This is a genomic window from Pantoea cypripedii (genome assembly GCF_002095535.1).
In the GTDB taxonomy this organism is placed as follows: Bacteria; Pseudomonadota; Gammaproteobacteria; order Enterobacterales; family Enterobacteriaceae; genus Pantoea; species Pantoea cypripedii.
This window is the reverse complement of the sequence record NZ_MLJI01000001.1, coordinates 3821994-3846169: the sequence shown is the minus strand read 5'-3', so window position 1 is coordinate 3846169 and position 24176 is coordinate 3821994. Positions and strand designations below refer to the sequence as shown.

Genomic DNA, 24176 nt, shown 5'->3' with positions numbered 1-24176 from the left:
TTGTTGTTATTTTTCTCGCTTTAGTCTAATAAGGTGGGAGCTAATTAGGAGAGTCGCCCATGATGCATTGCCCACTTTGTCAGACCGCCGCCCATGCTAAAAGCAGTCGTTATATTTCTAAGGAAACGAAAGAGAGATATCACCAGTGCCAGAACATAAATTGCAGTTGTACATTTAAAACTATGGAAACTGTGGTTTGCCGCATCGCCACGCCAGGCACCGTTAATAGAGTACCGCTTCATACAAGTCACGATCAGCAGCCTTTACAGTTGCACTGAGCACGGCCCGCGAAAGCGGGTTTTTTTTCGCCCATTGTTTGGTATGCAGAGCACATAAACGAGATATCCAAAAAAAGTGATGCGACACTTTTGCGACACTTGAGTGTATGAAAACAAAAAAGCCACCGTGAAAGGTGGCTTAACTTTATGAATTTGTTCACTAAATTTGGTGGCCCCTGCTGGGTTTGAACCAGCGACCAAGCGATTATGAGTCGCCTGCTCTAACCACTGAGCTAAGGGGCCAGCGGAGCGGGGATTATAAAGTATCTCGCCAGGGCGATCCAGCCATTGATAGCTGGTTGCTGAAAATTAAACCAACCTCTGACTCTTTGATATCAATGAGAAAATTCGCAGATCCCACGTCTGTTGTCGCAAAAATAACCTAATCTGCAGATGATTCTGAGACGGGGCGGGAAAGCCCTGTCTCTCATTACCATCGTGCTTACTGATAACGTGATGCTGGTTTATTCCGGGATAAGTATGGCTGGAGCGCCACACGCGCGTTGTCGAAGTCATGCCACAGGTCGGTATTCTCCAGCGATGGGATGGTCACCAGTTCACCAGCGTCGAGTCCGCGCAGGGCGGCACTGACCAGATCCTCAACCTCCATCAACATCTCTGCCGGGAATGACGTAATCGGGGTGCCTGAACGATCAAAAATCTCAGTGCGGGTAGCTCCGGGGAGAACAGCCTGCACATGCACACCGCTATCAGCCAGCTCGCGCTGCAGGGCGCGTGTCAGCGTGAGTACAAAGGATTTGGTCGCATTGTAGGCACCGTTGAAGTGTTCATGTATCAGTGACAGCACGGAAGCGATATTGATGATGGTGCCGTGAGCACGCGCACGAAACACCTGCGCGGCAGTATGAGCCAGTTGCGTCGGGGCCACGATATTCAACGCCAGCATGGTTTGAATACGTTCCAGGTCAGCATCGATAAATTCCCCTTCGACGCTCATACCCGCGTTATTCAGCAGCAACGTGATGTGGTGGTTTTCACGTAGCTCCTGTTCGATACGCTGCAAATCCTGCGTTTTGGTGAGATCCGCAGGTAAGACACTGACTTCCACGCCAGCCGATTCACGTAGGCTCTGCGCCAGTGCATTCAGACGAGCGACATCGCGTGCCACCAGAATCAGGTTGTAGCCGCGAGCGGCCAGTTGTTTTGCGTAGGTAGCACCAATACCGCTCGATGCGCCGGTGATTAAAGCCAGTTGAGATGATGACATGGTCGTTTCCTCTAAATGATGGTTATCATATTTGACGTGATAAATATGACGATCATAATATTTATCGTCAAGCTGGAATATGATGATCGTAATAATTACTATGATTGTCGTAACTGATGAACCGGAGAGCAGAGGATGGAAAAGCTGAGTCACAAAGCGCGCACGCGTCAGCGCATTCTGGATGAGGCGGCCAAAGTGATGCGTGAATGCGGCACGGAGAGCATTGGTGTTGCATCGTTGATGAAGCGTGTTGGATTAACACATGGCGGTTTCTATGCTCACTTTGCCTCACGTGATGTGTTGGTTGAAGCGGTGATTGCTCAGATGTTTGCTGATTCCGCACAACGATTAGCAGCGATCGTGCAGATTGAGGATCCGGCACAGCGTCTGAATCAATTGATCGATAATTATCTCTCCGATGTGCATCGCGTCACGCCGGGTGAGGGCTGTCCACTCCCCGCACTTGCCAGCGAGATGGCGCATTTGCCACTTGAGGCTCGTACGCTATTTTCACAGCGGCGCGAAGTGGTGCGTCAGAGACTGGCTAAGCCATTGCAGGAACTCGGCAATCCGCAGGCGGATAGGCTTGCCGCCAGCATCCTGGCTGAAATGGTTGGTGCGATGGCGCTGGCACGTGCCTGCCCGGATGATACTGAGGCGAGTCAGATTCTGGCTGCCAGTCGTCAGTCCGTAAAACAGCGCGCAGGGCTGGAGCTGGTATGAGTGAACACAATATTCGCGACATCATCGCACCACATTTACAGGTGCTGTTCTGCGGCATCAATCCGGGCCATTCCTCGGCGCATACTGGCTTTCATTTTGCCCATCCGGGCAATCGCTTCTGGAAGGTGATTCATCTGGCCGGATTCACCCATGAGCAGCTGAAACCGGAACAGGAGCAGCGACTGCTGGAGACCGGCTGCGGCATTACTATGCTGGTGGAAAGACCGACCGTGCAGGCGACGGAACTGGCGGGGGATGAGTTGCGTGATGGTGGCAGCCGATTGCAGGAGAAAGTGCTGAACTATCAGCCGCGTGCGTTGGCGGTGTTGGGAAAAGATGCGTTTCAACGCGCATTTCGTCAGCGCAAAGTGGAGTGGGGTGAGCAGCCACAAACTCTCGGCAATACCCGGCTGTGGGTGCTGCCCAATCCGAGTGGCCTGAATCGTGCTTCGCTGGAGGAGATGGCCGACGCTTATCGACAACTTTATCTATGGTTGCAGAAAAGCGAGTGAAATAAAAAACCCCGGCAAGCCGGGGTTTTTTTATCTCAGACCGATTAGTCGTCAAGGAAGCTACGCAGCACTTCGGAACGGCTTGGATGACGCAGTTTACGCAGCGCCTTGGCTTCAATCTGACGGATACGCTCACGCGTTACGTCAAACTGCTTGCCTACCTCTTCCAGCGTGTGGTCGGTATTCATATCGATACCGAAACGCATACGCAGTACCTTCGCTTCACGCGCGGTCAGGCCAGCCAACACGTCGTGGGTAGCAGAACGCAGGCTCTCAGAAGTTGCAGAATCCAGCGGCAGCTCCAGCGTGGTGTCTTCGATAAAATCGCCCAGATGCGAATCTTCATCATCACCAATCGGCGTCTCCATAGAGATTGGCTCTTTGGCAATTTTCAGCACTTTGCGGATTTTATCTTCCGGCATCAGCATACGCTCAGCCAGTTCTTCCGGCGTCGGCTCGCGGCCCATCTCCTGCAACATCTGGCGCGAAATACGGTTGAGCTTGTTGATGGTCTCAATCATATGCACCGGAATACGGATGGTACGCGCCTGGTCGGCGATAGAACGGGTGATAGCCTGACGGATCCACCAGGTGGCATAAGTTGAGAACTTATAACCACGACGGTATTCAAACTTATCAACCGCCTTCATCAGACCGATGTTACCTTCCTGAATCAGGTCGAGGAATTGCAGACCACGGTTGGTGTATTTCTTGGCGATTGAAATCACCAGACGCAGGTTAGCTTCCACCATCTCTTTCTTCGCACGACGCGCTTTGGCTTCGCCGATAGACATACGACGGTTGATATCCTTCACCTGCTCGATGGTCAGGCCGGTTTCTTCTTCAATCTGCGACAGTTTCTGCAGGCAACGCATGACGTCATCCTGCACTTCCAGCAGTTTTTCCGACCACGGCTTGTTCATCGCCAGTGCGGCTTTAAACCAGCTTTCACTGGTTTCATTACCGGTGAACAGGGTGATGAAGTTTTTCTTCGGCATTTTGCACAGTTCAACACAAAATTTCATGATGATGCGTTCCTGAGTACGCACACGCTCCATCATTTCACGCATGTTGTTAACCAGGTAGTCGAACTGCTTCGGTACCAGGCGGAACTGTTTAAACACTTCAGAAAGATTCTGAATTTCGGCAACCGCATCAGCGTGGCTGCGGCCTTTGGCCTTGATCACCGTACGGGTAGTTTCGTACTGGGTACGCAGCTCAACGAATTTCTCGCGCGCCAGTTCCGGATCGATAGAGTTATCGTCATCAGAACTGTCGTCATCGCTCTCTTCGTCTTCATCTTCGTCATCATCGCGGTCTTCTTCAGACAGCTCAGAACCCACGTGAGTGGCGGTAGGGGCCAGATCTTCTTCAGCGTTCGGATCGACAAAACCGGTGATCAGGTCGGACAGACGTGATTCGCCTGCTTCAACACGATCGTACTGATCGAGCAGATAGGTGATTGCTTCCGGATATTCTGCAACGGAGCACTGAACCTGGTTGATGCCGTCTTCGATGCGTTTAGCGATGTCAATTTCGCCTTCGCGCGTCAGCAGTTCAACAGTACCCATTTCGCGCATGTACATGCGCACCGGGTCGGTGGTACGGCCAATTTCAGATTCAACGCTGGATAACACCTGAGCGGCGGCTTCCGCAGCATCTTCGTCAGTATCGGCACTGTTTTCATTCAGCATCAGATCATCGGCATCAGGGGCTTCTTCCACCACCTGAATACCCATATCGTTAATCATCTGGATGATGTCTTCGATCTGATCGGAGTCGACGATATCTTCCGGCAGATGGTCATTGACCTCAGCATAGGTCAGATAGCCCTGCTCCTTACCACGGGTGACAAGTAGCTTAAGCTGTGACTGCGGGTTTTGCTCCATAAGACGGTATCCACACTTCTGTTAATTAGATTGGTGTCGGTCGGCAGCGAGCCAACAATAACAGTGAAGGCGTTGTGTTTTTGCCGCTGCCTTCGTCGCGGCCAGGGCATTTGCCCTCTGATATTCGGCACTTAAGCCGCTTGGATGCTTTTTTCGGGCCAGGCTTCTCGCCTGGTTCCGCTAATGCTTATCGCCCCGGTTCCCTGCCATTTTAACGGTATCGGCAACCAGAGCGTCTAAAACGGTTATTTCTTTGCCAGTGCCTGGCTCAGTGCCCAGAATTCGCGGCGTTCGGCAGCACTTAAACCTTCGGTACGATCGCGGGCAATGAGCGCTTCAAGACGCTGTTCCAGCGCGGAATCGTAAAGGCTCGCCAGAGAGTCCTGGAACACGGTTTCCGCCTCTTCATCCACTATCATGTGGTTCCAGGTGGCCAGTGTTTCAAGGGTCTGACTAAAATTTGTCCCGCGATATAACTCTAGTAGCTGTCCGGTCGTCAGGCCAGGATTCTCACAACAACGGCTGACTAACTCCACAAACAGCGGCAAACCCGCCATTTTTGACTGCTCCAGACCTTCAAGAGCAGGCACCATGGCGGCAAATTGCGGGTTCTGCACCAGTAACGCCACCAGCACGCGCATGGTTGTGCGCTTCAGCGGTGGTGCAGTGGGTGCGGCTCCACTCTCTGCCTGCTTCGGCAATAACTTCTCTAACTGGTTATCGTCAAGAATGCCGAGTTTATTACCTAATTCCTGACGCATATAAATACGCAGGGTTTCACCGGGGATCTGCCTGATCAACGGTAACGCCAGCGTACTCAGGCGTGCTTTACCGTCGCGCGTACTCAGATCAACCTGCGGCAGCAGGCTGTCGAACAGAAACGTGGAGAGCGGCATAGCCTGCTCCATCCTTGATTCAAACGCGGCTTTGCCTTCTTTGCGCACCAGCGTGTCCGGGTCCTCGCCATCAGGCAAAAACATAAAGCGTAGCTGACGTCCGTCATTCATGTAAGGCAATGCGGTTTCGAGTGCGCGCCAGGCGGCTTCGCGGCCGGCACGGTCACCGTCGTAACAGCAAATGACGTTTTCCGTCGAGCGAAACAGCAGCTGAATATGTTCCGCGGTGGTCGAGGTTCCCAGCGAGGCAACGGCATAATCAATGCCGAACTGCGCCAGCGCCACCACATCCATATACCCTTCCACCACCAGCAGACGAGCCGGTTGCGGATGATTTTTCAGCGCTTCATACAGGCCATACAACTGACGACCTTTATGGAAAATCGGTGTTTCCGGCGAGTTCAGGTATTTCGGCGTATCGTTGCCCAGTACACGGCCACCAAAACCAATCACCCGGCCGCGTTTATCGCGAATCGGAAACATGATCCGGTCGCGAAAACGATCGTAAGTGCGGCCTTTGTCATTGCTGACCAGCATGCCCGCTTCCATCAGCGACTCACGATCTTCTTTCTGCTGACCAAAACGCTTCAGCGCGTTATCCCAGCCGGGCGGTGCATAGCCAATGGCAAAGTGATCAATCACTTGTTGGCTAAGGCCACGCGTGGCGAGATATTGCTGAGCGGGCTGGGCCTGCGGTTGACGCAGACTCTGCTGATAAAAGGTGTTCAGACCTTCCAGCAGCTGATAAAGGCTTTGGCGCTGATGGCGTTCCATCTGGCTGGGGCCGTTGCCCGCTTCATAAGGCACTTCAAGGCCGTGCTGGGTGGCCAGTTCCTCAATGCTCTCGACAAACTCCAGACGATCGAAATTCATCAGGAAGTCGATGGCATTGCCGTGGGCACCACAGCCGAAGCAGTGATAAAACTGCTTATCACCGTTTACGGTGAAAGAGGGGGTTTTCTCGTTATGGAATGGGCAGCACGCATGATAGTTCTTACCCTGCTTTTTCAGCTTAACGCGGGCATCGATAAGATCCACGATGTCCGTGCGGGCAAGTAAGTCATTGATAAATACGCGTGGAATTCGTCCAGCCATAAGCCCCGATTTTTCAGCTCATAAACGGCAACAAGCCGCGCTTCCTTTCGGAAAGCACGGCCTCTTACTTGACTCTGTCTGCGTTTATCACGCGGCGGAGGCGAACCTCCGAAAGAAATTAGTACAGACGAGTGCGGCGTGCGTTTTCGCGAGCCAGTTTCTTGGCATGACGCTTAACTGCAGACGCTTTAGCGCGCTTACGTTCGGTAGTCGGTTTTTCATAGAACTCACGACGACGAACTTCAGCCAGAACGCCTGCTTTTTCGCAGGAACGCTTGAAGCGACGCAGTGCTACGTCGAACGGCTCGTTTTCACGTACTTTAATTACCGGCATGTAACTCTCACCTCGATAAAATTCGGTTTTTGCTGCTGACTGCGGCGCCAGCACATTTCAAAATGGTGCATAATTCTACTCCAACCGGGGTTGGCTTGTAAAGCACCAGGAACAAATTGAAACCAACAGGGGCTTGTGCCTTGCGGCTGCCGGTTTTTTCAGGCCGTGGAGTATAGCGCACTCTTTGTGCGACGGAAAAACACTTTTTCGCGGTCAAAGTTGCCCGGCCGGTGATCTCCCTGTGGTACACTGCGCGCCGCAAGAAGAGGGTACGAAAAGCTATGCGAGTTCTGGGTATTGAAACGTCCTGCGATGAAACCGGCATCGCGATTTATGACGATGCGTCCGGTCTGCTGGCAAATCAATTATATAGCCAGGTAAAATTGCATGCCGATTACGGCGGTGTGGTGCCAGAACTGGCATCGCGCGATCACGTGCGTAAAACCGTGCCGCTGATTCAGGCGGCGTTGAAACAGGCTGGATTGCAGCCGCAGCAGATTGATGCCGTGGCCTATACCGCCGGACCAGGTTTGGTCGGTGCGCTGCTGGTCGGTGCCACCATTGGTCGTGCGCTGGCATTCGCCTGGAATGTTCCTGCGGTGCCAGTCCATCATATGGAAGGCCATCTGCTGGCACCCATGCTGGAAGACAATCCGCCGGAATTCCCGTTTGTGGCGCTGCTGGTTTCGGGTGGTCACACCCAGCTGATTAGCGTCACCGGCATAGGTGAATATACCCTGCTGGGCGAATCCATTGACGATGCGGCAGGTGAAGCTTTTGATAAAACCGCCAAACTGCTGGGCCTCGACTATCCGGGTGGCCCGATGCTCTCGCGCATGGCACAGCAGGGCACGCCGGGTCGTTTCACTTTCCCGCGCCCGATGACCGATCGCCCCGGCCTTGATTTCAGCTTCTCCGGCCTGAAAACCTTCGCTGCCAATACCATCCGCCAACATGCAGGTGATGAGCAGGCGCGCGCCGATATCGCCCGTGCTTTCGAAGACGCGGTGGTGGATACGCTGATGATTAAATGTAAGCGTGCACTGGAGCAGACGGGGTTCAAACGTCTGGTGATCGCCGGCGGCGTCAGCGCCAACCGCACGTTACGCGAGCGCATGGCGGAGATGATGAAAGCGCGTGGTGGTGAAGTATTTTACGCCCGCCCGGAATTCTGTACCGATAACGGTGCCATGATTGCTTATGCGGGGATGGTGCGACTGAAAGGCGGAACACGGGGTGAACTGGGCGTCAGTGTCCGACCTCGCTGGCCGCTGGCTGAACTGCCTGCCATCTGACATAAAAAAATCGGCCTGCGCGCCGGTTTTTTTATTTCTGCGGCTTCTTTTTCCGCTTCCAGATTTTATTTTCCTGGCCACGCCACAGGCGCTGAATGTTGTTGTGATGACGTAGCAAAATCAGGCACGAAAGCATCGACACCGGAAAGGTGAATTGCGGCTTAAACCACCAGACATAAAAAGGGGCGATTAACGCGCTGACAATCGCGCCCAGCGACGAGTAGCCGCTCAGTAGCACCGTCAGCAGCCAGGTACCGGTCATTAACCCGGTCAAATCCCAGCCAATCGGCGCAATGGCACCAAACGCGGTCGCCACGCCTTTGCCGCCGCGAAAACGAAAGAAAACGGGATAGATGTGGCCGAGGCAGGCGGCAATCGCCGTCAGGCCAAGATACAACGGCGGAATATGCAGCAGATAAGCGATCCACACCGGCAACATCCCTTTGGCGATATCAAAGATCAGTACCGCGGCGGCGGGTGCTTTCCCCCCGATACGTAACACATTCGTCGCACCGGGGTTACCTGAGCCCTGGGTGCGTGGATCCGGCAGACCAGCGAGTTTGCACACCAGTATCGCGCTGGAAATGGAGCCGCAAAGATACGCGAAAATAATCATACCAAGCGCGATAGCACTCATAGTTCCATACCGTTCCTGTAGGGTCGTTTTGTTCTCGGTAAGTGTGGATAATACGCATAATCCGCCGGAAGTGGTATCCGGCTTAGCCAAAAACAGAGACTACATCATGGATATCGTATTTATTGAGCAACTCACCGTGTTCACCACTATTGGCGTTTACGACTGGGAGCAGGGGATGCAGCAGAAGCTGGTGCTCGATGTCGAAATGGCGTGGGATAACCGCCAGGCGGCTGCCAGCGACGATGTTGATGATTGCCTCAGTTATGCCGATGTCACCGAGGCAATTTTAAACCATCTTAACGGGCAGCGTTTTGCTCTGGTTGAACGGGTAGCGGAAGAAATTGCGGATCTGTTGATGAATCGTTTCAAAACGCCCGGCGTGCGCATCCGCGTAGGAAAACCGGGGGCTGTAGCGCAGGCAGCCACGGTTGGCGTACGAATTGAGCGCGGGACTATTCCTAAATAAATCTGACGTGATTGCCATCACAATGAAACCAAACCAAATTATGGTGTGTCTCAGCGCGAGCCGTTGCGTTTAGTGCGGCTTAGTTACCGGAAACCTTAAGGTTTCCTTCAGACTGGCGCAGGCATAATTTAAGGCGGTAGGCAGATGCGACCGCCTTTTTACTGTTTAAAACGGATAGAGGAAAATTTGATGGCAGATATTCATCAGCTGTGGGTAGCTGCAATCCTGGGGATAGTGGAAGGTCTGACCGAATTTTTACCGGTCTCGTCCACTGGCCACATGATTATTGTTGGCCACTTGTTAGGTTTCGAAGGCGACACCGCCGATACCTTTGAAGTGGTGATTCAGCTCGGTTCTATTCTTGCTGTCGTGGTGATGTTCTGGCGTCGACTCTTTGGCTTAATCGGTATTCATTTTGGTGAAGTGAAACATGAAGGTACCGGCAAAGGTCATCTGACCCTGATTCATATCCTGCTGGGTATGGTGCCTGCGGTGGTCATTGGTTTGCTGCTGCACGATAAAATCAAATCGCTGTTCAACCCGATTAACGTGATGTATGCGTTGGTGGTGGGTGGCGTGCTGCTGCTGGTGGCGGAATACCTTAAACCAAAGCAGCCGAAAGCGGTGGGGATTGACGATATTACCTATCGTCAGGCGTTTATGATTGGCTGCTTCCAGTGTCTGGCGCTGTGGCCGGGCTTCTCACGTTCGGGTGCCACCATCTCTGGCGGTATGCTGATGGGCGTGAGCCGCTATGCTGCATCGGAGTTCTCCTTCATCCTCGCAGTACCGATGATGATGGGTGCGACAGTGCTGGATCTGTACAAAAGCATTGGCTTCCTGACGATGCAGGATCTGCCGATGTTCGCCGTTGGCTTTGTCACCGCCTTCGTGGTGGCATTGGTTGCCATCAAAGCCTTCCTTGAACTGATTAAACGCATCTCCTTTGTCTCATTTGCCATCTACCGCTTTATCATTGCGGGCGTGGTTTACATGCTGTTCATGTGATGCAATGCGCGGCCAGTTACGCTGGCCGCGCGTTAATCAGCCTTTCCTGCAGTACTTCAATTCGCCGCCGTGTTAACTCTTCCCGAACTTCTGCTCCTTTGAATCCAGCGTCCACCACGGCTTTGGTGGGAACGGCCTGTGCCAGCGAGAATGCTGTGCGCAGATAATCACCCTGCGGATAGGCATTGTTTTCCAGCCCGGCACGGCCGCGTGCATCGGCTTCGCTGGTCAGCGCCATTTGCTCCACACGCTGCGGCTTGCGCCAGGCATCAATGCGATCAAACAGCGCAATCAGCGCTGCGGCTGGCTGGCGTTCGATGGTGTGAACCATATCGTGAAATTCGGTAACCAACAGTGCCAGATCGCGCACCGAGTTGGGGACGCGCAACCGCTCACATAAGGCTGCCACAATCGGCACGCCGGCCAGACCATGACCATGATGGCTCGGCCACTTCTCCGGCGGCGTGAGGGCTTTCCCTGCGTCGTGGAACAGCGTGGCAAAGCGCACATCCAGCTGGTCGGACAGCGCAGCTGCCATCGTCAGCGTCATCAGTGAATGGATACCGCTATCAATCTCCGGGTGCCATTTGATGGGGGCGGGGATGCCATACAGGTTATCGAGTTCCGGGAACAGCACTTGCAACGCGCCACAATCACGCAGTACCTGGAAATAAACTTGTGGATTACGCGTCAGCAGTGCCTTTTCTGTCTCTTTCCAGACGCGTTCGGGCGTGAGATGCGCCAGCTCGCCACTGGCGACCATATCACGCATCAACGCCTGAGTTTCATCAGCGATACGGAAGTTCAGGTGGGCAAAACGGGCAGCAAACCGCGCCACGCGTAAGACGCGCAGGGGATCTTCATTAAAAGCGGCGGAAACATGGCGCAGGATACGATCGGCCAGATCGCGCTGTCCGGAATAGGGATCGATTAACTCACCACTATCCGCCTGCGCGATGGCATTGATGGTCAGGTCGCGTCGCAGCAAATCCTGCTCCAGCGTGACATCCGGCGCAAACCAGGTCACAAACCCGGTATATCCGTTACCGCTTTTGCGCTCAGTACGCGCCAGCGCATACTCTTCGCGGCTTTGTGGATGCAAAAAAACCGGAAAATCCCGGCCAACTTGCTGAAAGCCCTGCGCCAGCATCGCATCAGGTGTGGTGCCTACCACGACCCAATCTTTATCTTTTACCGGTAAACGCAACAACGCATCACGCACTGCGCCACCGACCAGAAACGTCTTCACTCAACTACTCCAGAGGCCATCTACCTTTGCGTGTCGGGCACGCATCAATCTCTAATTGTTGCACAGTTTGGCCAAAATTCGGGCATGCCTAAAGGGGCATCTTACGATCCCCTCCCAAAAAAAGAACAATGATCGGCTTAATTCATCCAGCGATCGTTCTTTTTGCGACGCGGCACCATATGCGGCAACAACAGACCCAGTAACAGACCCACGCCCAGCACGCCACCGCCATACATAAACCATTGCATGATGATGGTGCGCTGTTTGTCATCCAGCTGAACGTTAGCGGCACTGACTTTTTTCTGCGCGACAATCAGCTCGTTTTTCAGCTTCTGATTTTCGTCTTTCAGGCCGTTGATGGTGCTATCGCTGTTGGCTACCTTGTTCTGCATATCGGACGTACGCTGATTCCAGCTGTTGTCGATGTTTTGCAGTTTATCGGTGAGGTCCTTCACCTGCTGTTCCAGCTGTGGCACGCGGGTACGCAGACTGGGATCGGCACTCAACTGGGAGAGAGGAATCCAGGTGGTGCGACCCTGCGAATCTTTAATCTGGCCGTACTGCGTATCGTTGTTGGTTTGCAACAACTGTACTTCTTCCCCGGCATTCAGCTTGCCAACCAGGCGAAATTGATCGCCAGGGCCGCTGCGCACCCAGGTGGATAATTCATCGGAGATGTAACGTTTTTCGTCTGCATGAGCTGGAGTGATGGCGCTGAAAGCCAGCAATGAAAGAGCTGCAAGTGTGATTTTTTTCATTCGATATCAATTTTTCGTCATGGCGTAAAATTACCGGCACAGTCTGGAGAGGCTTCCCATAAATCTGAATGAGAACTATCCTGGTCTCAATCTGGAGTGAAAAGGGTCGTAAAAGCAAAAGAAAGCCGAGACAGCATGCATTCTGTGCATTACTCTTCGCCAGATTAACTTCTTAAGTGCCAGCAGCGTATTCAATAAAAAATTATGACCATCGAAATCGAATTAAAGTTCATTGCCACGCCGGAAGCGGCCGAAAAACTGGCTACAACTCTTGCAGCATGGCCTCATCAACATGTATCAGCGCGTGAGCTGACCAACATCTATTTTGAAACCGATGACAACCAGCTGCGGCGCTGGGATATGGGACTGCGCATTCGCGGCATCGACCAGCGCTATGAAATGACGCTAAAAGCGGCAGGAAAAAGCGTGGGTGGGTTGCATCAGCGACCGGAATATAACGTCGATATCAATACGCCGGATCTGGACATCGCCTTGTTACCCGCCGAAATCTGGCCGCAGGGAACAGATGTGGCCGCATTGCAGCAACGGCTGGAGCCCCTGTTCAGCACCCATTTCCAGCGCGAGATGTGGCTGGTGCAGTTTGCCGATAGCGAAATTGAGGTGGCGTTTGATCGCGGAGCGGTAGCCGCTGGTGAATTCAGCGAACCTTTATACGAGGTGGAGCTGGAGCTGAAGCAGGGGCAGCGTAAAGATCTGCTGCAATTTGCCCAACAGCTTATCGCTATGGGCGGTTTGCGCCTCGGTAGCCTGAGTAAAGCCGCCCGTGGTTATCAGCTGGCACAGGGCAATACACCACGCCCATTGCGCAACCTGCCGCTACTGAAAATCCCGGCAAAGGCGACGGTAGAGCAGGGCATGATCAACGCGTTGTCTGCGGGGCTGAATCACTGGCAATACCATGAAGAAGTGTGGTTGCGTGGTAATTCGGCAGCGCAAGCGTCGGTGCTGGAGGCATTAGAAACCCTGCGTCAGGCATTCTCGTTATTTGGTGCGCTGGTGCCGCGTAAAGCCAGCAGTGATTTGCGTCAGAAGCTGACCCATATAGAAGAGTTGCTGGCGGATAACCAGCAGGATGCCACGGCACTCAGTTTTTCACTCAGCTCTGTCGATGCTCAGTTAGCGCTTACTCACTGGCTGGTTGAGACGCAATGGCAAAACTGGCTGGATGATAAGAGCAAAAGTAAATTGCAGGGTTCCTTCAAACGCTTTAGCGACATCATGCTGAGCCGTATTAACGCTGATTTGAAAGACACCTTTGCTGATGTGCAGCTGTTTAATGAGTTCCAGGATAAAGCCACGCGTCTGAATCGCCAGCTGCTGGCGGTGCATCTGCTGGCAGGGGCGTATCCGGCTGAAGAGGTGAATAACTGGCTGTCGGGCTGGCAGACATTGCAGCATGCCATTGCCATCCAGCAGGAGCGAGGCCTGAATACGCTGGTGAATCAGGCGGTGAAGCAGGCCCCATTCTGGCTTAATAGCGGGACACCACGCTAACGCCACACAAAACAGAATCAGGGAGGGAAGATGTTGTTACCGTTATCGGCGCTGATGCAGGCGCAACTGACCAGCGCGGCAGAAAAGCTCAATGTGTCGCCCGACGCACTGACGCCTGAGCAGGCGGGTGCGCTCGCCTTCAGTGACTTTATTGTCGACAACCTGCAGCAGCACCCGGAGTGGTGGCAGCAGCTACAACAACAACCCCCTGAGCCTGATGAGTGGCAGTCGTATGCCAGCTGGCTGAATCAGACGCTGCAAAATGTGGATGGCGAAGCCAGCCTGATGCGTGAGCTGCGTCTGTTCCGCCGCCATATGCTGGTGCGTATCGCCTGGATGCAGTGTCTGCATCAGGCCAGCACCACGCAGAGTTTGCAACAACTCAGCGTGCTGGCCGAAACTCTGATTGCAGCCGCGCGTGACTGGGTATGGCAGGATTGCTGTCGCGATTTTGGCACTCCCTGCAATGAAGCCGGTGAACCCCAGCCGATGCTGATTCTTGGCATGGGCAAACTGGGCGGCAACGAGCTTAATTTCTCCTCGGATATCGACCTGATTTTTGCCTGGCCAGAAAACGGTGTGACGCGCGGTGGTCGGCGTGAACTCGATAATGCCCAGTTCTTTACCCGTATGGGCCAGCGTCTGATAAAAGTGCTCGATCAACCGACGGTGGATGGCTTTGTCTACCGGGTGGATATGCGTCTGCGTCCGTTTGGCGATAGTGGTCCGCTGGTGCTGAGTTTTGCCGCGCTGGAAGATTATTATCAGGAGCAGGGGCGCGACTGGGAGCGCTATGCCATGGTCAAAGCGCGTCTGATGGGCGATGACCAGGGACGCTGGAGCCAGGAATTGCAGCAAATGTTGCGGCCTTTTGTCTATCGCCGCTACATCGATTTCAGCGTCATCCAATCGCTGCGTAACATGAAGGGCATGATTGCCCGTGAAGTTCGCCGCCGTGGCCTGAAAGACAACATCAAACTGGGTGCGGGCGGTATCCGCGAGACCGAATTTATCGTGCAGGTGTTTCAGCTGATACGCGGTGGACGTGAGCGTTCACTTCAGCTGCGCTCCTTGTTACCCACGCTTGCAGCGATTGGCGAACTGGGTTTACTGACAGCGCAGCAGGTAGAGCATCTGCGCGAGGCGTATCTGTTTTTACGTCGTCTGGAAAACCTGCTGCAAAGCCTGAATGACGAACAAACCCAGACGTTACCGGAAAACGATCTTGACCGTCAGCGCCTGGCCTGGGGCATGGGGGCGGTTGACTGGTCAACGCTGATTGCCTCCCTTGAACAGCATATGGCGGGTGTGCGCGCCATTTTCGATGAGCTGATTGGCGACGATACGCCAGATATCGATGACCAGCGTGAGCTGGCCGAGTTTGCGGTGCTGTGGCAGGACACGCTCGAAGAGAGCGAACTGGCGGCGCTGGTGCCGCAGCTGGATGAAGCGCAGCAACGCGCGTTGTATGAAGCGCTGAACGCCTTTCGTCTCGATGTCGGACGTCGCACCATTGGGCCACGCGGTCGCCAGGCGCTCGATCAACTGATGCCGCGTCTGCTGAGTGAAGTCTGCCCACGTCCCGATGCAGCGGTGATCCTTAGTCGCCTGACACCGCTGCTGTTGGGTGTCCTGACGCGTAGTACCTATCTGGAGCTGTTAACCGAATACCACGGCGCGTTACGTCATCTGATTCGTCTGTGCGCCGCCTCACCGATGATTGCCAGCCAGCTGGCACGTTATCCCTTGCTGCTGGATGAGTTGCTTGACCCGGCGACGCTGTATCAACCCACCGCCACGGATGCCTATCGTGATGAACTGCGCCAGTACCTGATGCGTATTCCCACGGATGATGAAGAGCAGCAACTGGAGGCATTACGCCAGTTTAAGCAGGCGCAGCATCTGCGCATCGCGGCAGCCGACATAGCCGAAACGCTGCCGGTGATGAAAGTGAGTGATCACTTAACCTGGCTGGCCGAAGCGATTATCGAATCAGTGGTGCAGCAGGCGTGGAACATGATGGTGCAGCGTTATGGGCGTCCGTCCCATCTGACTCATGACGGCGAACGGGGTTTTGCCGTGGTGGGTTATGGCAAGCTCGGTGGCTGGGAACTGGGCTATAGCTCCGACCTCGACCTGGTTTTCCTGCACGATTGCCCGGATGACGCGGTGACTGACGGCGAACGCGCCATTGATGGCCGCCAGTTCTATCTGCGTCTGGCACAGCGCGTGATGCATCTGTTCAGCACGCGTACCTCCTCCGGCATTTTGTATGAAGTGGATGCACGCCTGCGCCCGTCCGGTGCGGCCGGGATGCTGGTCAGCACGTTTGCCGCGTTTGATGATTATCAGCGTAACGAGGCCTGGACCTGGGAACATCAGGCGCTGGTGCGTGCGCGCATTGTGTTTGGCGAAGCGGCGCTGTGTGAGCAATTTAATCAGATCCGGCGCGGCATTCTCTGCCTGCCACGGGATGAAGATACGCTGCGCAAAGATGTGCGTGAAATGCGGGAAAAGATGCGGGCGCACCTGAGCAATAAACATAAAGGGCGCTGGGAAATCAAAACCGATGCAGGTGGCATTACCGATATTGAATTCATCGCGCAATATCTTGTCTTAGGCTACGCCGCCCGGCAACCCGCTCTGACGCGCTGGTCCGATAATGTGCGCATCTTCGAGCTGATGGCGCAGCACGACATTATGCCGGATGAGGAAGCGCGAGCGCTGACGCATGCTTATGTCACGCTGCGCGATGCGCTGCATCATCTGGCTTTGCAGGAGCTGCCTGGCCATGTGGAGCCGGAAGCCTTTGCGGCAGAACGCGCCACGGTTAATGCCAGCTGGCAACGCTGGCTGGCCGAATCTGACAGCGCGGAACACTAAGCATTCTGTGCTATTATCCGCGCACTATTTTTATCGCAGTCTGGAGTCTCTGGAATGAAAGTAACACTGCCCGCATTTAACCAGGCCGCTGTGCTGGTTGTCGGTGATGTGATGTTAGACCGCTACTGGTATGGCCCTACCAGCCGTATCTCTCCTGAAGCCCCGGTGCCGGTGGTGAAAGTGGATACCGTGGAGGAGCGTCCTGGCGGCGCGGCCAACGTGGCGATGAACATTGCAGCGCTGGGGGCGGCTTCACGTCTGATTGGCCTGACCGGCGAAGATGATGCGGCGCGTGTGCTGAGCAGCACATTGCAGCAGGTGAAGGTGGACTGCGATTTCGTGGCGGTAAAAAGCCATCCGACCATTACCAAATTGCGCGTACTGTCGCGTAATCAGCAGCTGATTCGTCTCGATTTTGAAGAAGGGTTTGAGCAGGTCGATCCTGAGCCGATCCATCAGCGTCTGCGTCAGTCGCTGGCCCAGGCGGGCGCGCTGGTGCTGTCTGACTATGCCAAAGGGGCGCTGAATAGCGTGCAGACCATGATCCAGCTGGCGCGCGAAGCCAAAGTGCCGGTATTGATCGACCCGAAAGGCACCGATTTCGCCCGCTATCGCGGTGCTACGTTACTCACGCCGAACCTGTCGGAGTTTGAAGCGGTAGTTGGCAAATGCAAAAACGAAGACGAGATTGTCAGCCGTGGCGTGCAACTGATGGCCGATTATGATCTTTCTGCGTTGCTGGTGACCCGGTCAGAGAATGGGATGACCTTGCTGCAACCGGGTAAAGCACCGCTGCATCTGCCCACCCAGGCGCAGGAAGTGTATGACGTGACGGGTGCCGGTGACACGGTGATTGGTGTGCTGGCTGCGGTACTGGCTGCCGGTGAAAGCCTTGAAGAAGCGTGTTTCCTCGCGAATGCGGCGGCTGGTGTGGTGGTTGGCAAACTGGGTACGTCAACGGTCAGCCCGGTCGAACTGGAAAATGCGATTCACGCCCGCCCGGACAGCGGTTTTGGCGTTATGGACGAAGAACAGTTGAAAGCAGCGGTGGCGATGGCTCGTCAGCGCGGCGAAAAAGTGGTGATGACCAATGGCGTGTTCGACATCCTCCATGCGGGACATGTTTCCTACCTGGCGAATGCGCGCAAGTTGGGCGATCGTCTGATTGTGGCGGTCAACAGTGATGCGTCGACCAAACGCCTGAAAGGTGAGACGCGTCCGGTCAATCCGCTGGAAAACCGCATGATTGTGCTGGGTGCACTGGAGGCGGTGGATTGGGTGGTGTCATTCGAAGAGGATACGCCGCAGCGCCTGATAGCCGAAGTGCTGCCGGATCTGCTGGTGAAAGGCGGTGACTACAAACCGGAAGATATCGCAGGGAGTAAAGAGGTGTGGGCCAACGGCGGTGACGTGCGGGTGCTCAACTTTGAAGACGGTATTTCTACCACCAATATCATCAAAACCATTCGCAGCCATTAAGCGGCATAAAAATGGGAGCCTGAGGCTCCCATTTTTTATTTGCTTTCTTCAGCCTTCACCACGTCAGCGGCGGGGGGCACGCTGCGGCTTTCCAGCTGAGCCAGACGCTGTTCCAGCGCGGCCAGTTTCTCGCGGGTACGCAGCAGTACCTGGGTCTGCACATCAAACTCTTCACGGTTAACCAGGTCCATACGGGTTAATTGCGCCTGCAAAACCTGACGAATTTTCTTTTCGACATCGTCGCCAAATTCGCGAATTCCTTTCGGCATGGCTTCGTGCACCTGGCGAGCCAGTTGTTCAATTTTTTTCGTGTCGATCATGATAATTTCCTGGTTACGGGGCCGATGACAGCGCGTGTTCGGTCTTTATAAGCCTTAAGTGTAATGCCAGAAACGAAAAGGTTAAACCTGAAATCTGCACCGCAGGAAATGCAAAAGCATTTGCGCTTTTGTTGATTGCCCGACCAGATGATTGGCGCTATAGTGATTTTGCTTATTCTCAGGGCGGGGCGAAATTCCCCACCGGCGGTAAATCAGCTTCGGCTGAAAGCCCGCGAGCGCTTCCACTGCAAAGTGGAAGGTCAGCAGATCCGGTGTAATTCCGGGGCCGACGGTTAAAGTCCGGATGGGAGAGGGTAACGACATCAAACGGGCTATGCCCGTGTCACGTTATTGCCATGTGTTTTTTACGCACTCCTAAGCTCGCCCTGATTCTGGTAACTCATATTTTAAATAAAGGTTTTTTACCATGAATCAGACGCTACTTTCTGAATTTGGCACGTCCGAACAGCGTGTAGAACGCGCCATCGATGCACTGCGTAATGGTCGCGGTGTGATGGTGCTGGACGATGAAAATCGTGAAAACGAAGGCGACATGATCTTTGCCGCCGAAACCATGACCGTTGAGCAGATGGCACTGACCATCCGCCACGGCAGCGGCATTGTTTGCCTGTGCCTGACTGAAGAACGCCGTCAGCAGCTCGATCTGCCGATGATGGTGGAGAACAACACCAGTTCCTTCGGCACCGGTTTTACCGTGACTATCGAAGCCGCACAGGGTGTGACCACTGGCGTTTCTGCCAAAGATCGTATCACCACCATCCGTACCGCTGTCGCTGATGGCGCTAAACCAAGCGATCTGAACCGCCCAGGCCATGTGTTCCCGCTGCGCGCCCGTGAAGGCGGCGTGCTGGCACGTGGTGGTCATACCGAAGCCACCATCGATCTGGTGACGCTGGCCGGCTTCAAACCCGCTGGTGTGCTGTGTGAACTGACCAACGATGACGGCAGCATGGCGCATGCTCCGGAAGCGATTGTGTTTGCTAAGCAGCATGATATGCCGGTCGTGACGATTGAAGACCTGGTGGCGTATCGCCGTCAGCGCGAAACCCGTCAGGCAAGCTAAGCCGACACAGCATCCCGTAAGGCCGGATCATCATCCGGCCTTTTTTATCCTTCTTACCTGTCCCCTCAATCTTATTCAAATTCCCTGATAAAGATCATCATGGTTATCAGCGTTAATCCGGCAACGAATCGGCGTATCTTAAGCTTAAGAAAACGACACTTCGTCAGAGGATTAATCATGAGCAACACCCGCATGCCCGCTCTGTTTCTCGGCCACGGTAGCCCGATGAACGTGCTGGAAGACAACCGCTATACCCAGGCCTGGCAACATTTAGGCGCAACACTACCGCGTCCACGCGCGATTCTGGCGGTCTCGGCGCACTGGTACACGCGCGGCACGGCGGTGACGGCGATGAACAATCCACGCACCATCCACGACTTCGGCGGTTTTCCGCAGGCGTTGTTTGATGTGCGTTATCCGGCTCCAGGTTCGCCGGAACTGGCTCAGGAGGTGGCGGATTTGCTGGCACCGATAGCGGTGCATCTCGATCAGGAATGGGGATTTGACCACGGCTCATGGGGCGTGCTGGTAAAAATGTATCCTGATGCCGATATCCCGGTGGTGCAGCTGAGCGTCGATGGTACGAAACCCGCTGCCTGGCACTTTGAGCTGGGACGTAAACTCGCGGCTTTGCGTGATAGCGGCGTGATGATTGTTGCCAGCGGCAATGTGGTGCATAACCTGCGCATGTTACGTTGGGAAGGGGCAACCGAAGCCTATCCTTGGGCGGAAAGCTTCAACCAGTATGTGCTGGATAATCTGAATTATCAGGGCGATATTGAGAGCAATCCGCTGGTGAATTACCTGCAACACGAAGGGGCGAAATTGTCTAACCCTACCCCTGACCATTACCTGCCGTTGCTGTACGTGCTGGGTGCGCGTGGTGCAGATGAACCCGTGTCAATCCCGGTGGAAGGGATGGAGATGGGGGCTATCAGCATGCTTTCGGTTCAGGTCGGTTAACAGTGAAAGCCGCCCGCGACAATGGCGGGCGGCAGCTGATCACTCGATAAAGGTGTGCGGATAGAAGCGGGACAGATCCTGGGTGATCAGTGCACGATCTTCACGTATCCCGATCCCGGCAGGTTGATCGTCAATCAGCCAGCTACCAATCAGCGTGTAGCTATCGCCAAATTTCGGCAGTGGATAGAACTCCTGCACAATCATCCCTTCTTCACCATATGGCCCATCGACACGCGCAATTTCCTGACCGTGTTCGATAATGCGGATATTGGCACCTTCACGCGAAAACAGCGGTTTCACCACGTATTTGTCCATCGGTGGCACATTCGCCGCATCGGCAAAGTAAGCGGGCAACAGGTTGGGATGATTTGGGAACATTTCCCACAGCAATGGCAGCAAGGCTTTGTTGGAAATGATGCTCTTCCATGCCGGTTCCAGCCAGCGTACCCCGGCATCTGCCAGCTTGGTAGAGAACACCTCGCGCAGCATAAATTCCCACGGGTAAAGCTTGAACAGGTTACTGATTATCTGATCATTGGGATCCGTAAACTGGCCTTTTTCACCTAAACCGATTTCGTCGATATACAGAAATTCACTCGGTAGCCCGGCTTCGGTGGCGCAATCCTGCAAATATTGCACTGTGCCGCGATCTTCTTCAGTATCCCGACAACAGGCGAAATGCAGCCAGTTAAAGCCATGCTGCTGATGTAACTCAGCGAAGCGGGCAATCAGCTTCTCCTGCAGGCTATTAAACTGGTCGCTGCCCTGCGGCAGGTTGCCTGCATTCTGTTGATCTTCCAGCCAAATCCATTGGAAAAATGCCGCCTCATACAGTGAAGTTGGCGTATCGGCATTATTCTCCAGCAGTTTGATATCGCCCTTGCCGTCCCAGGCCAAATCGAGACGCGAATAGAGCGAGGGCTGGCGTGATTTCCACGAGTCACGCACAAAATCCCAGGTGTGCTTTGGAATGCAGAAGCGGGTGAGCAGCGCTTCACTGTTCACCACTTTATCCACCACCTGGAGGCACATCTGATGCAGCTCCGCAGTGGTGTCTTCCAACTGCTCAATTTGCGCCAGCGTGAACTGGTAATACGCCTCTTCACTCCAGTAAGGTTCGCCATGCATGGTGTGAAACTGAAAACCATACTCGGTGGCCTTTTCGCGCCAGTCCGGGCGCTCGGTGATGGCAATACGTTGCATGATGCTGCTTAGCCTCCCAGCGAGCGGGAGCTGGTGCCAGAGGCACTGCTGCGCTGCATGGTATTTTGCTTCGCGACCGTTTCACCAAAACCGCCGCGGGTGATGGTTGAAGTGGTTGCGGGTTTAGGTGCCATGGCGGTTTTCGGCACGTTCATGGTACGGCCAGAGGTTGCCGTTCCGTAGTTCTTACCGGATGCATCAACAAACTGGCCATTCGCCGGGCTGTTGGGGGTTTTAGGTGAGAACAACGGCTGCTGCGCAAAACCTGCGCCACCGCCCATCATACGGCCCATCATATAACCGGCCATCAGCGGCATCCAGAAGCTGCCACTCTGCTGTGCTTCGGCATTGGTGCCTGCCTGCGCAGGGGCCTGCTGACATTGGTTTTCACCAAATTCCGCCACACAATCTTCGCGCGTCGCGTATTTCGGTGCGGTACGTTCCGCTTCTTTCTTCGCGTTGTTATACGCGGTGGTGCATTGCGCGCTCTGGCTCGGATTGGCCTTCGCGCAGTCGTCTGCATTCTGATAAAGCGAGACGGTTTCATCACTCTGTTCGCAGCCAGCCAGCATAAACACTGCGGTCACCGCGAGTGCCACTGGCGTTAAGTGGCGTGCCTGCCAGCTTTTACGGAAAGCGGCATGTCGAATATTTTTAGTCCGTTTCATTTCATTTCATCCTGTGCCCAAAGGTAACGCATAGGATAAGGGGTGAGTGGTTGAAATTAAAGCGACAGGCCGGATGGTGAGGGGATCTTTACGTAGCTATACGTTTGAATGAGAAAGGGGCCGTAAACGGCCCCAAATTCGCTTAGTTACTGAAAGGGTTACTGCTGGTGCGTGCTGCTGCCGGGCGTGCTTTTGCGGCGGCTGGCGCTGCTGAAGACGCTTTCGGACCGTTATCCACACGCGAAGCCTGCTGCGTGTTTTCCGGCGCAACGGCTTCCGGAGACGTGGATGTCTCTTTACCCAGCTGCGCATTCAACAGCTGCAGATCCTGTTCATTCAACGTACCCAGCGCATATTTGATGTTGAGCTGGTTAATCATGTAGTTATAACGTGCATCAGCCAGTTGCTGTTTAGCGTTATACAGGGTGGTGGTGGCATCCAGCACATCAACGATGGTACGGGTACCGACCTGATAACCGGCTTCCATCGCATCCAGGGAGCTTTGCGATGAGACCACAGCCTGTTTGTAAGCATCGATGCTGCTGATTGAGGCGTTCACGTTGTTAAAGGAAGAACGTACGGTCTGAATCGCGCTGCGATGGGCACTTTCCAACTGTTCACTGGCGCTGACAAAGCTGTACTGCGCCTGTTTAACCTGTGACGTCACTGAGCCACCGCTGTACAGCGGCAGTGAGAAGCTCAGACCCACCTGGTTAGAACCGGTGATGGAGTCAGAGGTGCTGGAACTCTGGTTAGCACGGCTACCACCGTATTTGCTGTTAGACAAACCTGTGGAGGCGGTTAAATCCAGTGTTGGCATATGGCCAGTTTCTGCGGAGCGAATCTGCTCACGTGCCAAATCCTGGCTCAGACGTGCTGACAACAGGCTCAGGTTGCGGCTCTCAGCTTCTTTCAGCAGTGAATTAACGGCATCCGGACGGGTCGTTTTAAAACGATCAATATTCAGTTCCGCCAGGGAGAGGTAATCCATGCCGGTGATTTGGCGCAGTGCCTCAACCATGTTGTCGAGGTTATTACGCGCGGTCACTTCACTGGCCAGCACGCTGTCGTATTGAGCACGGGCGTTCTGCACGTCAGTGATCGCCACCAGGCCTACGTTGAAGCGCTGTGTGGTTTGATCCAGTTCGCGGTAGATCGACTGTTTCTGTGCTTCGGTATAAGAAAGCGTATCAATGGCGTTCAGCACATTGAAGTAAGCGGTCGCGGTGTTCAGGATCAGGTCCTGCTGGGCAACCTGATAGGTAACATCCTGGATACCGGCAGTTTTTTCCTGCAACGTCAGCGCACGCCATTTCGACATATCGAAAATCGTTTGGGTTAATTGCAGTGATGCGCTGGTCGTGTTGGAATGAAGGCCGCTGCTGTCGCGGTAGCCGTTGTTATAGGTATAATCTGCACCAAGGCCTAACTGCGGCAGTAATGGACTGCGTGCTTCATTAATTTTCTCAAAAGCGGCATCGCGGTCAGCAGCAGAAGCGCGCAACGTCGGGTTGCTTAAACGCGCCTGTTGATACACCTGCAGCAAGTTCTCTGCCTGGCTGGCAAGGCTGAAACCGCCCAGGCTCAATCCAATAAAAAGTGGGAGCAGTTTTTTCATTTGCATTCCTTTTGTTGCAGCAAATTGCACTGGTAGCGCTGCAGGTAAGCCAAAAAATAATCGCCGATTCTAGCA

At 54.3% G+C, this 24176-nt stretch carries 22 protein-coding genes, 1 tRNA gene and 1 riboswitch; of the genes, 11 read left to right on the top strand and 12 right to left on the bottom strand.

Translation table 11 applies throughout. The annotated features are described in order from the left end of the window. The first annotated feature begins 59 nt into the window (after positions 1 to 59). Positions 60 to 278, top strand: a complete 219-nt coding sequence (locus HA50_RS17755) for an ogr/Delta-like zinc finger family protein (RefSeq protein WP_084876876.1) — start codon at positions 60 to 62, stop codon at positions 276 to 278. Positions 279 to 445: 167 nt separating this feature from the next. Here the strand turns inward: HA50_RS17755 and HA50_RS17750 are convergent. Both HA50_RS17750 and HA50_RS17745 read right to left on the bottom strand, forming a co-directional pair. Next, positions 446 to 521: transfer RNA gene (locus HA50_RS17750), tRNA-Ile, on the bottom strand. A 199-nt stretch (positions 522 to 720) separates the two neighbouring features. Further along, positions 721 to 1506 carry an SDR family NAD(P)-dependent oxidoreductase gene (locus tag HA50_RS17745; protein WP_084876875.1) on the bottom strand — a complete coding sequence of 262 codons (786 nt, stop codon included), beginning with the start codon at positions 1504 to 1506 and terminating at the stop codon, positions 721 to 723. 135 nt (positions 1507 to 1641) lie between these two features. On the opposite strand from HA50_RS17745, the gene HA50_RS17740 reads away from it, so the two are divergent. Then, complete coding sequence (locus HA50_RS17740; RefSeq protein WP_084876874.1) at positions 1642 to 2229, top strand: TetR/AcrR family transcriptional regulator; 588 nt, start codon at positions 1642 to 1644, stop codon at positions 2227 to 2229. Further along, positions 2226 to 2741, top strand: a complete 516-nt coding sequence (gene mug, locus HA50_RS17735) for a G/U mismatch-specific DNA glycosylase (RefSeq protein ID WP_084876873.1) — start codon at positions 2226 to 2228, stop codon at positions 2739 to 2741. Before HA50_RS17740 ends, mug begins: the two co-directional genes overlap by 4 nt. Positions 2742 to 2785: 44 nt before the next feature. Here mug and rpoD read toward each other — a convergent pair whose 3' ends face one another. The 3 genes from rpoD to rpsU form a co-directional block, all read right to left on the bottom strand. Then, on the bottom strand, positions 2786 to 4630 hold the full coding sequence (rpoD, locus tag HA50_RS17730) for an RNA polymerase sigma factor RpoD (RefSeq protein WP_084876872.1): 1845 nt from the start codon (positions 4628 to 4630) through the stop codon (positions 2786 to 2788). 245 nt (positions 4631 to 4875) lie between these two features. Next, positions 4876 to 6621, bottom strand: coding sequence for a DNA primase (gene dnaG, locus HA50_RS17725; RefSeq protein ID WP_084876871.1), 1746 nt, complete (start codon positions 6619 to 6621; stop codon positions 4876 to 4878). A gap of 118 nt (positions 6622 to 6739) precedes the next feature. After that, on the bottom strand, positions 6740 to 6955 hold the full coding sequence (gene rpsU, locus HA50_RS17720; protein ID WP_001144069.1) for a 30S ribosomal protein S21: 216 nt from the start codon (positions 6953 to 6955) through the stop codon (positions 6740 to 6742). 281 nt (positions 6956 to 7236) lie between these two features. Between rpsU and tsaD the strand changes: the two genes are divergently transcribed. Continuing rightward, complete coding sequence (gene tsaD, locus HA50_RS17715; RefSeq protein ID WP_084876870.1) at positions 7237 to 8250, top strand: tRNA (adenosine(37)-N6)-threonylcarbamoyltransferase complex transferase subunit TsaD; 1014 nt, start codon at positions 7237 to 7239, stop codon at positions 8248 to 8250. Between the two features lie 31 nt (positions 8251 to 8281). Here tsaD and plsY read toward each other — a convergent pair whose 3' ends face one another. Next, entirely contained in the window at positions 8282 to 8887 is a 606-nt protein-coding gene (plsY, locus tag HA50_RS17710) for a glycerol-3-phosphate 1-O-acyltransferase PlsY (RefSeq protein WP_084876869.1), read from the bottom strand. 106 nt (positions 8888 to 8993) lie between these two features. On the opposite strand from plsY, the gene folB reads away from it, so the two are divergent. Together folB and bacA are read left to right on the top strand one after the other, a co-directional pair. Continuing rightward, positions 8994 to 9353 carry a bifunctional dihydroneopterin aldolase/7,8-dihydroneopterin epimerase gene (gene folB / locus HA50_RS17705; protein WP_013510542.1) on the top strand — a complete coding sequence of 120 codons (360 nt, stop codon included), beginning with the start codon at positions 8994 to 8996 and terminating at the stop codon, positions 9351 to 9353. 189 nt (positions 9354 to 9542) lie between these two features. Continuing rightward, on the top strand, positions 9543 to 10361 hold the full coding sequence (gene bacA / locus HA50_RS17700; RefSeq protein ID WP_084876868.1) for an undecaprenyl-diphosphate phosphatase: 819 nt from the start codon (positions 9543 to 9545) through the stop codon (positions 10359 to 10361). A gap of 16 nt (positions 10362 to 10377) precedes the next feature. On the opposite strand, the gene HA50_RS17695 is transcribed toward bacA, so the two are convergent. Beyond that, entirely contained in the window at positions 10378 to 11610 is a 1233-nt protein-coding gene (locus HA50_RS17695; protein WP_084876867.1) for a multifunctional CCA addition/repair protein, read from the bottom strand. A 137-nt stretch (positions 11611 to 11747) separates the two neighbouring features. After that, entirely contained in the window at positions 11748 to 12368 is a 621-nt protein-coding gene (locus HA50_RS17690; protein WP_084876866.1) for a TIGR04211 family SH3 domain-containing protein, read from the bottom strand. A gap of 204 nt (positions 12369 to 12572) precedes the next feature. On the opposite strand from HA50_RS17690, the gene HA50_RS17685 reads away from it, so the two are divergent. The 3 genes from HA50_RS17685 to hldE are packed head-to-tail and all read left to right on the top strand — an operon-like array spanning position 12573 to position 18245. Then, positions 12573 to 13883 (top strand): CYTH domain-containing protein, encoded by a 1311-nt coding sequence (locus HA50_RS17685; RefSeq protein ID WP_084876865.1) that lies wholly within the window; start codon positions 12573 to 12575, stop codon positions 13881 to 13883. A 30-nt stretch (positions 13884 to 13913) separates the two neighbouring features. Next, on the top strand, positions 13914 to 16766 hold the full coding sequence (glnE, locus tag HA50_RS17680) for a bifunctional [glutamate--ammonia ligase]-adenylyl-L-tyrosine phosphorylase/[glutamate--ammonia-ligase] adenylyltransferase (RefSeq protein ID WP_084876864.1): 2853 nt from the start codon (positions 13914 to 13916) through the stop codon (positions 16764 to 16766). A 54-nt stretch (positions 16767 to 16820) separates the two neighbouring features. Next, positions 16821 to 18245 (top strand): bifunctional D-glycero-beta-D-manno-heptose-7-phosphate kinase/D-glycero-beta-D-manno-heptose 1-phosphate adenylyltransferase HldE, encoded by a 1425-nt coding sequence (hldE, locus tag HA50_RS17675; RefSeq protein ID WP_084876863.1) that lies wholly within the window; start codon positions 16821 to 16823, stop codon positions 18243 to 18245. A 35-nt stretch (positions 18246 to 18280) separates the two neighbouring features. On the opposite strand, the gene ubiK is transcribed toward hldE, so the two are convergent. Continuing rightward, positions 18281 to 18565 carry a ubiquinone biosynthesis accessory factor UbiK gene (gene ubiK / locus HA50_RS17670; protein ID WP_084876862.1) on the bottom strand — a complete coding sequence of 95 codons (285 nt, stop codon included), beginning with the start codon at positions 18563 to 18565 and terminating at the stop codon, positions 18281 to 18283. A gap of 170 nt (positions 18566 to 18735) precedes the next feature. Further along, positions 18736 to 18885, top strand: a riboswitch (FMN riboswitch). Positions 18886 to 18992: 107 nt separating this feature from the next. Here ubiK and ribB point away from each other — a divergent pair. Continuing rightward, positions 18993 to 19649, top strand: a complete 657-nt coding sequence (ribB, locus tag HA50_RS17665; RefSeq protein WP_084876861.1) for a 3,4-dihydroxy-2-butanone-4-phosphate synthase — start codon at positions 18993 to 18995, stop codon at positions 19647 to 19649. A gap of 177 nt (positions 19650 to 19826) precedes the next feature. Continuing rightward, positions 19827 to 20612 carry a 4,5-DOPA-extradiol-dioxygenase gene (gene ygiD, locus HA50_RS17660; RefSeq protein ID WP_084876860.1) on the top strand — a complete coding sequence of 262 codons (786 nt, stop codon included), beginning with the start codon at positions 19827 to 19829 and terminating at the stop codon, positions 20610 to 20612. 39 nt (positions 20613 to 20651) lie between these two features. Here ygiD and HA50_RS17655 read toward each other — a convergent pair whose 3' ends face one another. The 3 genes from HA50_RS17655 to tolC form a co-directional block, all read right to left on the bottom strand. Further along, on the bottom strand, positions 20652 to 21815 hold the full coding sequence (locus HA50_RS17655) for a glutathionylspermidine synthase family protein (protein ID WP_084876859.1): 1164 nt from the start codon (positions 21813 to 21815) through the stop codon (positions 20652 to 20654). An 8-nt stretch (positions 21816 to 21823) separates the two neighbouring features. Then, positions 21824 to 22483 (bottom strand): DUF1190 family protein, encoded by a 660-nt coding sequence (locus HA50_RS17650; protein ID WP_084876858.1) that lies wholly within the window; start codon positions 22481 to 22483, stop codon positions 21824 to 21826. Positions 22484 to 22625: 142 nt separating this feature from the next. Further along, positions 22626 to 24101: an outer membrane channel protein TolC gene (gene tolC, locus HA50_RS17645; RefSeq protein WP_084876857.1), complete on the bottom strand. Its 1476-nt coding sequence runs from the start codon at positions 24099 to 24101 to the stop codon at positions 22626 to 22628. Positions 24102 to 24176: the final 75 nt, after the last annotated feature.

Excerpts from the sequence above, each read along its gene's own strand:
- HA50_RS17755 (WP_084876876.1), top strand. The coding sequence starts at position 60 with ATGATGCATTGCCCACTTTGTCAGACCGCCGCCCATGCTAAAAGCAGT.
- HA50_RS17745 (WP_084876875.1), bottom strand. The coding sequence starts at position 1,506 with ATGTCATCATCTCAACTGGCTTTAATCACCGGCGCATCGAGCGGTATT.
- HA50_RS17740 (WP_084876874.1), top strand. The coding sequence starts at position 1,642 with ATGGAAAAGCTGAGTCACAAAGCGCGCACGCGTCAGCGCATTCTGGAT.
- mug (WP_084876873.1), top strand. The coding sequence starts at position 2,226 with ATGAGTGAACACAATATTCGCGACATCATCGCACCACATTTACAGGTG.
- rpoD (WP_084876872.1), bottom strand. The coding sequence starts at position 4,630 with ATGGAGCAAAACCCGCAGTCACAGCTTAAGCTACTTGTCACCCGTGGT.
- dnaG (WP_084876871.1), bottom strand. The coding sequence starts at position 6,621 with ATGGCTGGACGAATTCCACGCGTATTTATCAATGACTTACTTGCCCGC.
- rpsU (WP_001144069.1), bottom strand. The coding sequence starts at position 6,955 with ATGCCGGTAATTAAAGTACGTGAAAACGAGCCGTTCGACGTAGCACTG.
- tsaD (WP_084876870.1), top strand. The coding sequence starts at position 7,237 with ATGCGAGTTCTGGGTATTGAAACGTCCTGCGATGAAACCGGCATCGCG.
- plsY (WP_084876869.1), bottom strand. The coding sequence starts at position 8,887 with ATGAGTGCTATCGCGCTTGGTATGATTATTTTCGCGTATCTTTGCGGC.
- folB (WP_013510542.1), top strand. The coding sequence starts at position 8,994 with ATGGATATCGTATTTATTGAGCAACTCACCGTGTTCACCACTATTGGC.
- bacA (WP_084876868.1), top strand. The coding sequence starts at position 9,543 with ATGGCAGATATTCATCAGCTGTGGGTAGCTGCAATCCTGGGGATAGTG.
- HA50_RS17690 (WP_084876866.1), bottom strand. The coding sequence starts at position 12,368 with ATGAAAAAAATCACACTTGCAGCTCTTTCATTGCTGGCTTTCAGCGCC.
- HA50_RS17685 (WP_084876865.1), top strand. The coding sequence starts at position 12,573 with ATGACCATCGAAATCGAATTAAAGTTCATTGCCACGCCGGAAGCGGCC.
- glnE (WP_084876864.1), top strand. The coding sequence starts at position 13,914 with ATGTTGTTACCGTTATCGGCGCTGATGCAGGCGCAACTGACCAGCGCG.
- hldE (WP_084876863.1), top strand. The coding sequence starts at position 16,821 with ATGAAAGTAACACTGCCCGCATTTAACCAGGCCGCTGTGCTGGTTGTC.
- ubiK (WP_084876862.1), bottom strand. The coding sequence starts at position 18,565 with ATGATCGACACGAAAAAAATTGAACAACTGGCTCGCCAGGTGCACGAA.
- ribB (WP_084876861.1), top strand. The coding sequence starts at position 18,993 with ATGAATCAGACGCTACTTTCTGAATTTGGCACGTCCGAACAGCGTGTA.
- ygiD (WP_084876860.1), top strand. The coding sequence starts at position 19,827 with ATGAGCAACACCCGCATGCCCGCTCTGTTTCTCGGCCACGGTAGCCCG.
- HA50_RS17655 (WP_084876859.1), bottom strand. The coding sequence starts at position 21,815 with ATGCAACGTATTGCCATCACCGAGCGCCCGGACTGGCGCGAAAAGGCC.
- HA50_RS17650 (WP_084876858.1), bottom strand. The coding sequence starts at position 22,483 with ATGAAACGGACTAAAAATATTCGACATGCCGCTTTCCGTAAAAGCTGG.
- tolC (WP_084876857.1), bottom strand. The coding sequence starts at position 24,101 with ATGAAAAAACTGCTCCCACTTTTTATTGGATTGAGCCTGGGCGGTTTC.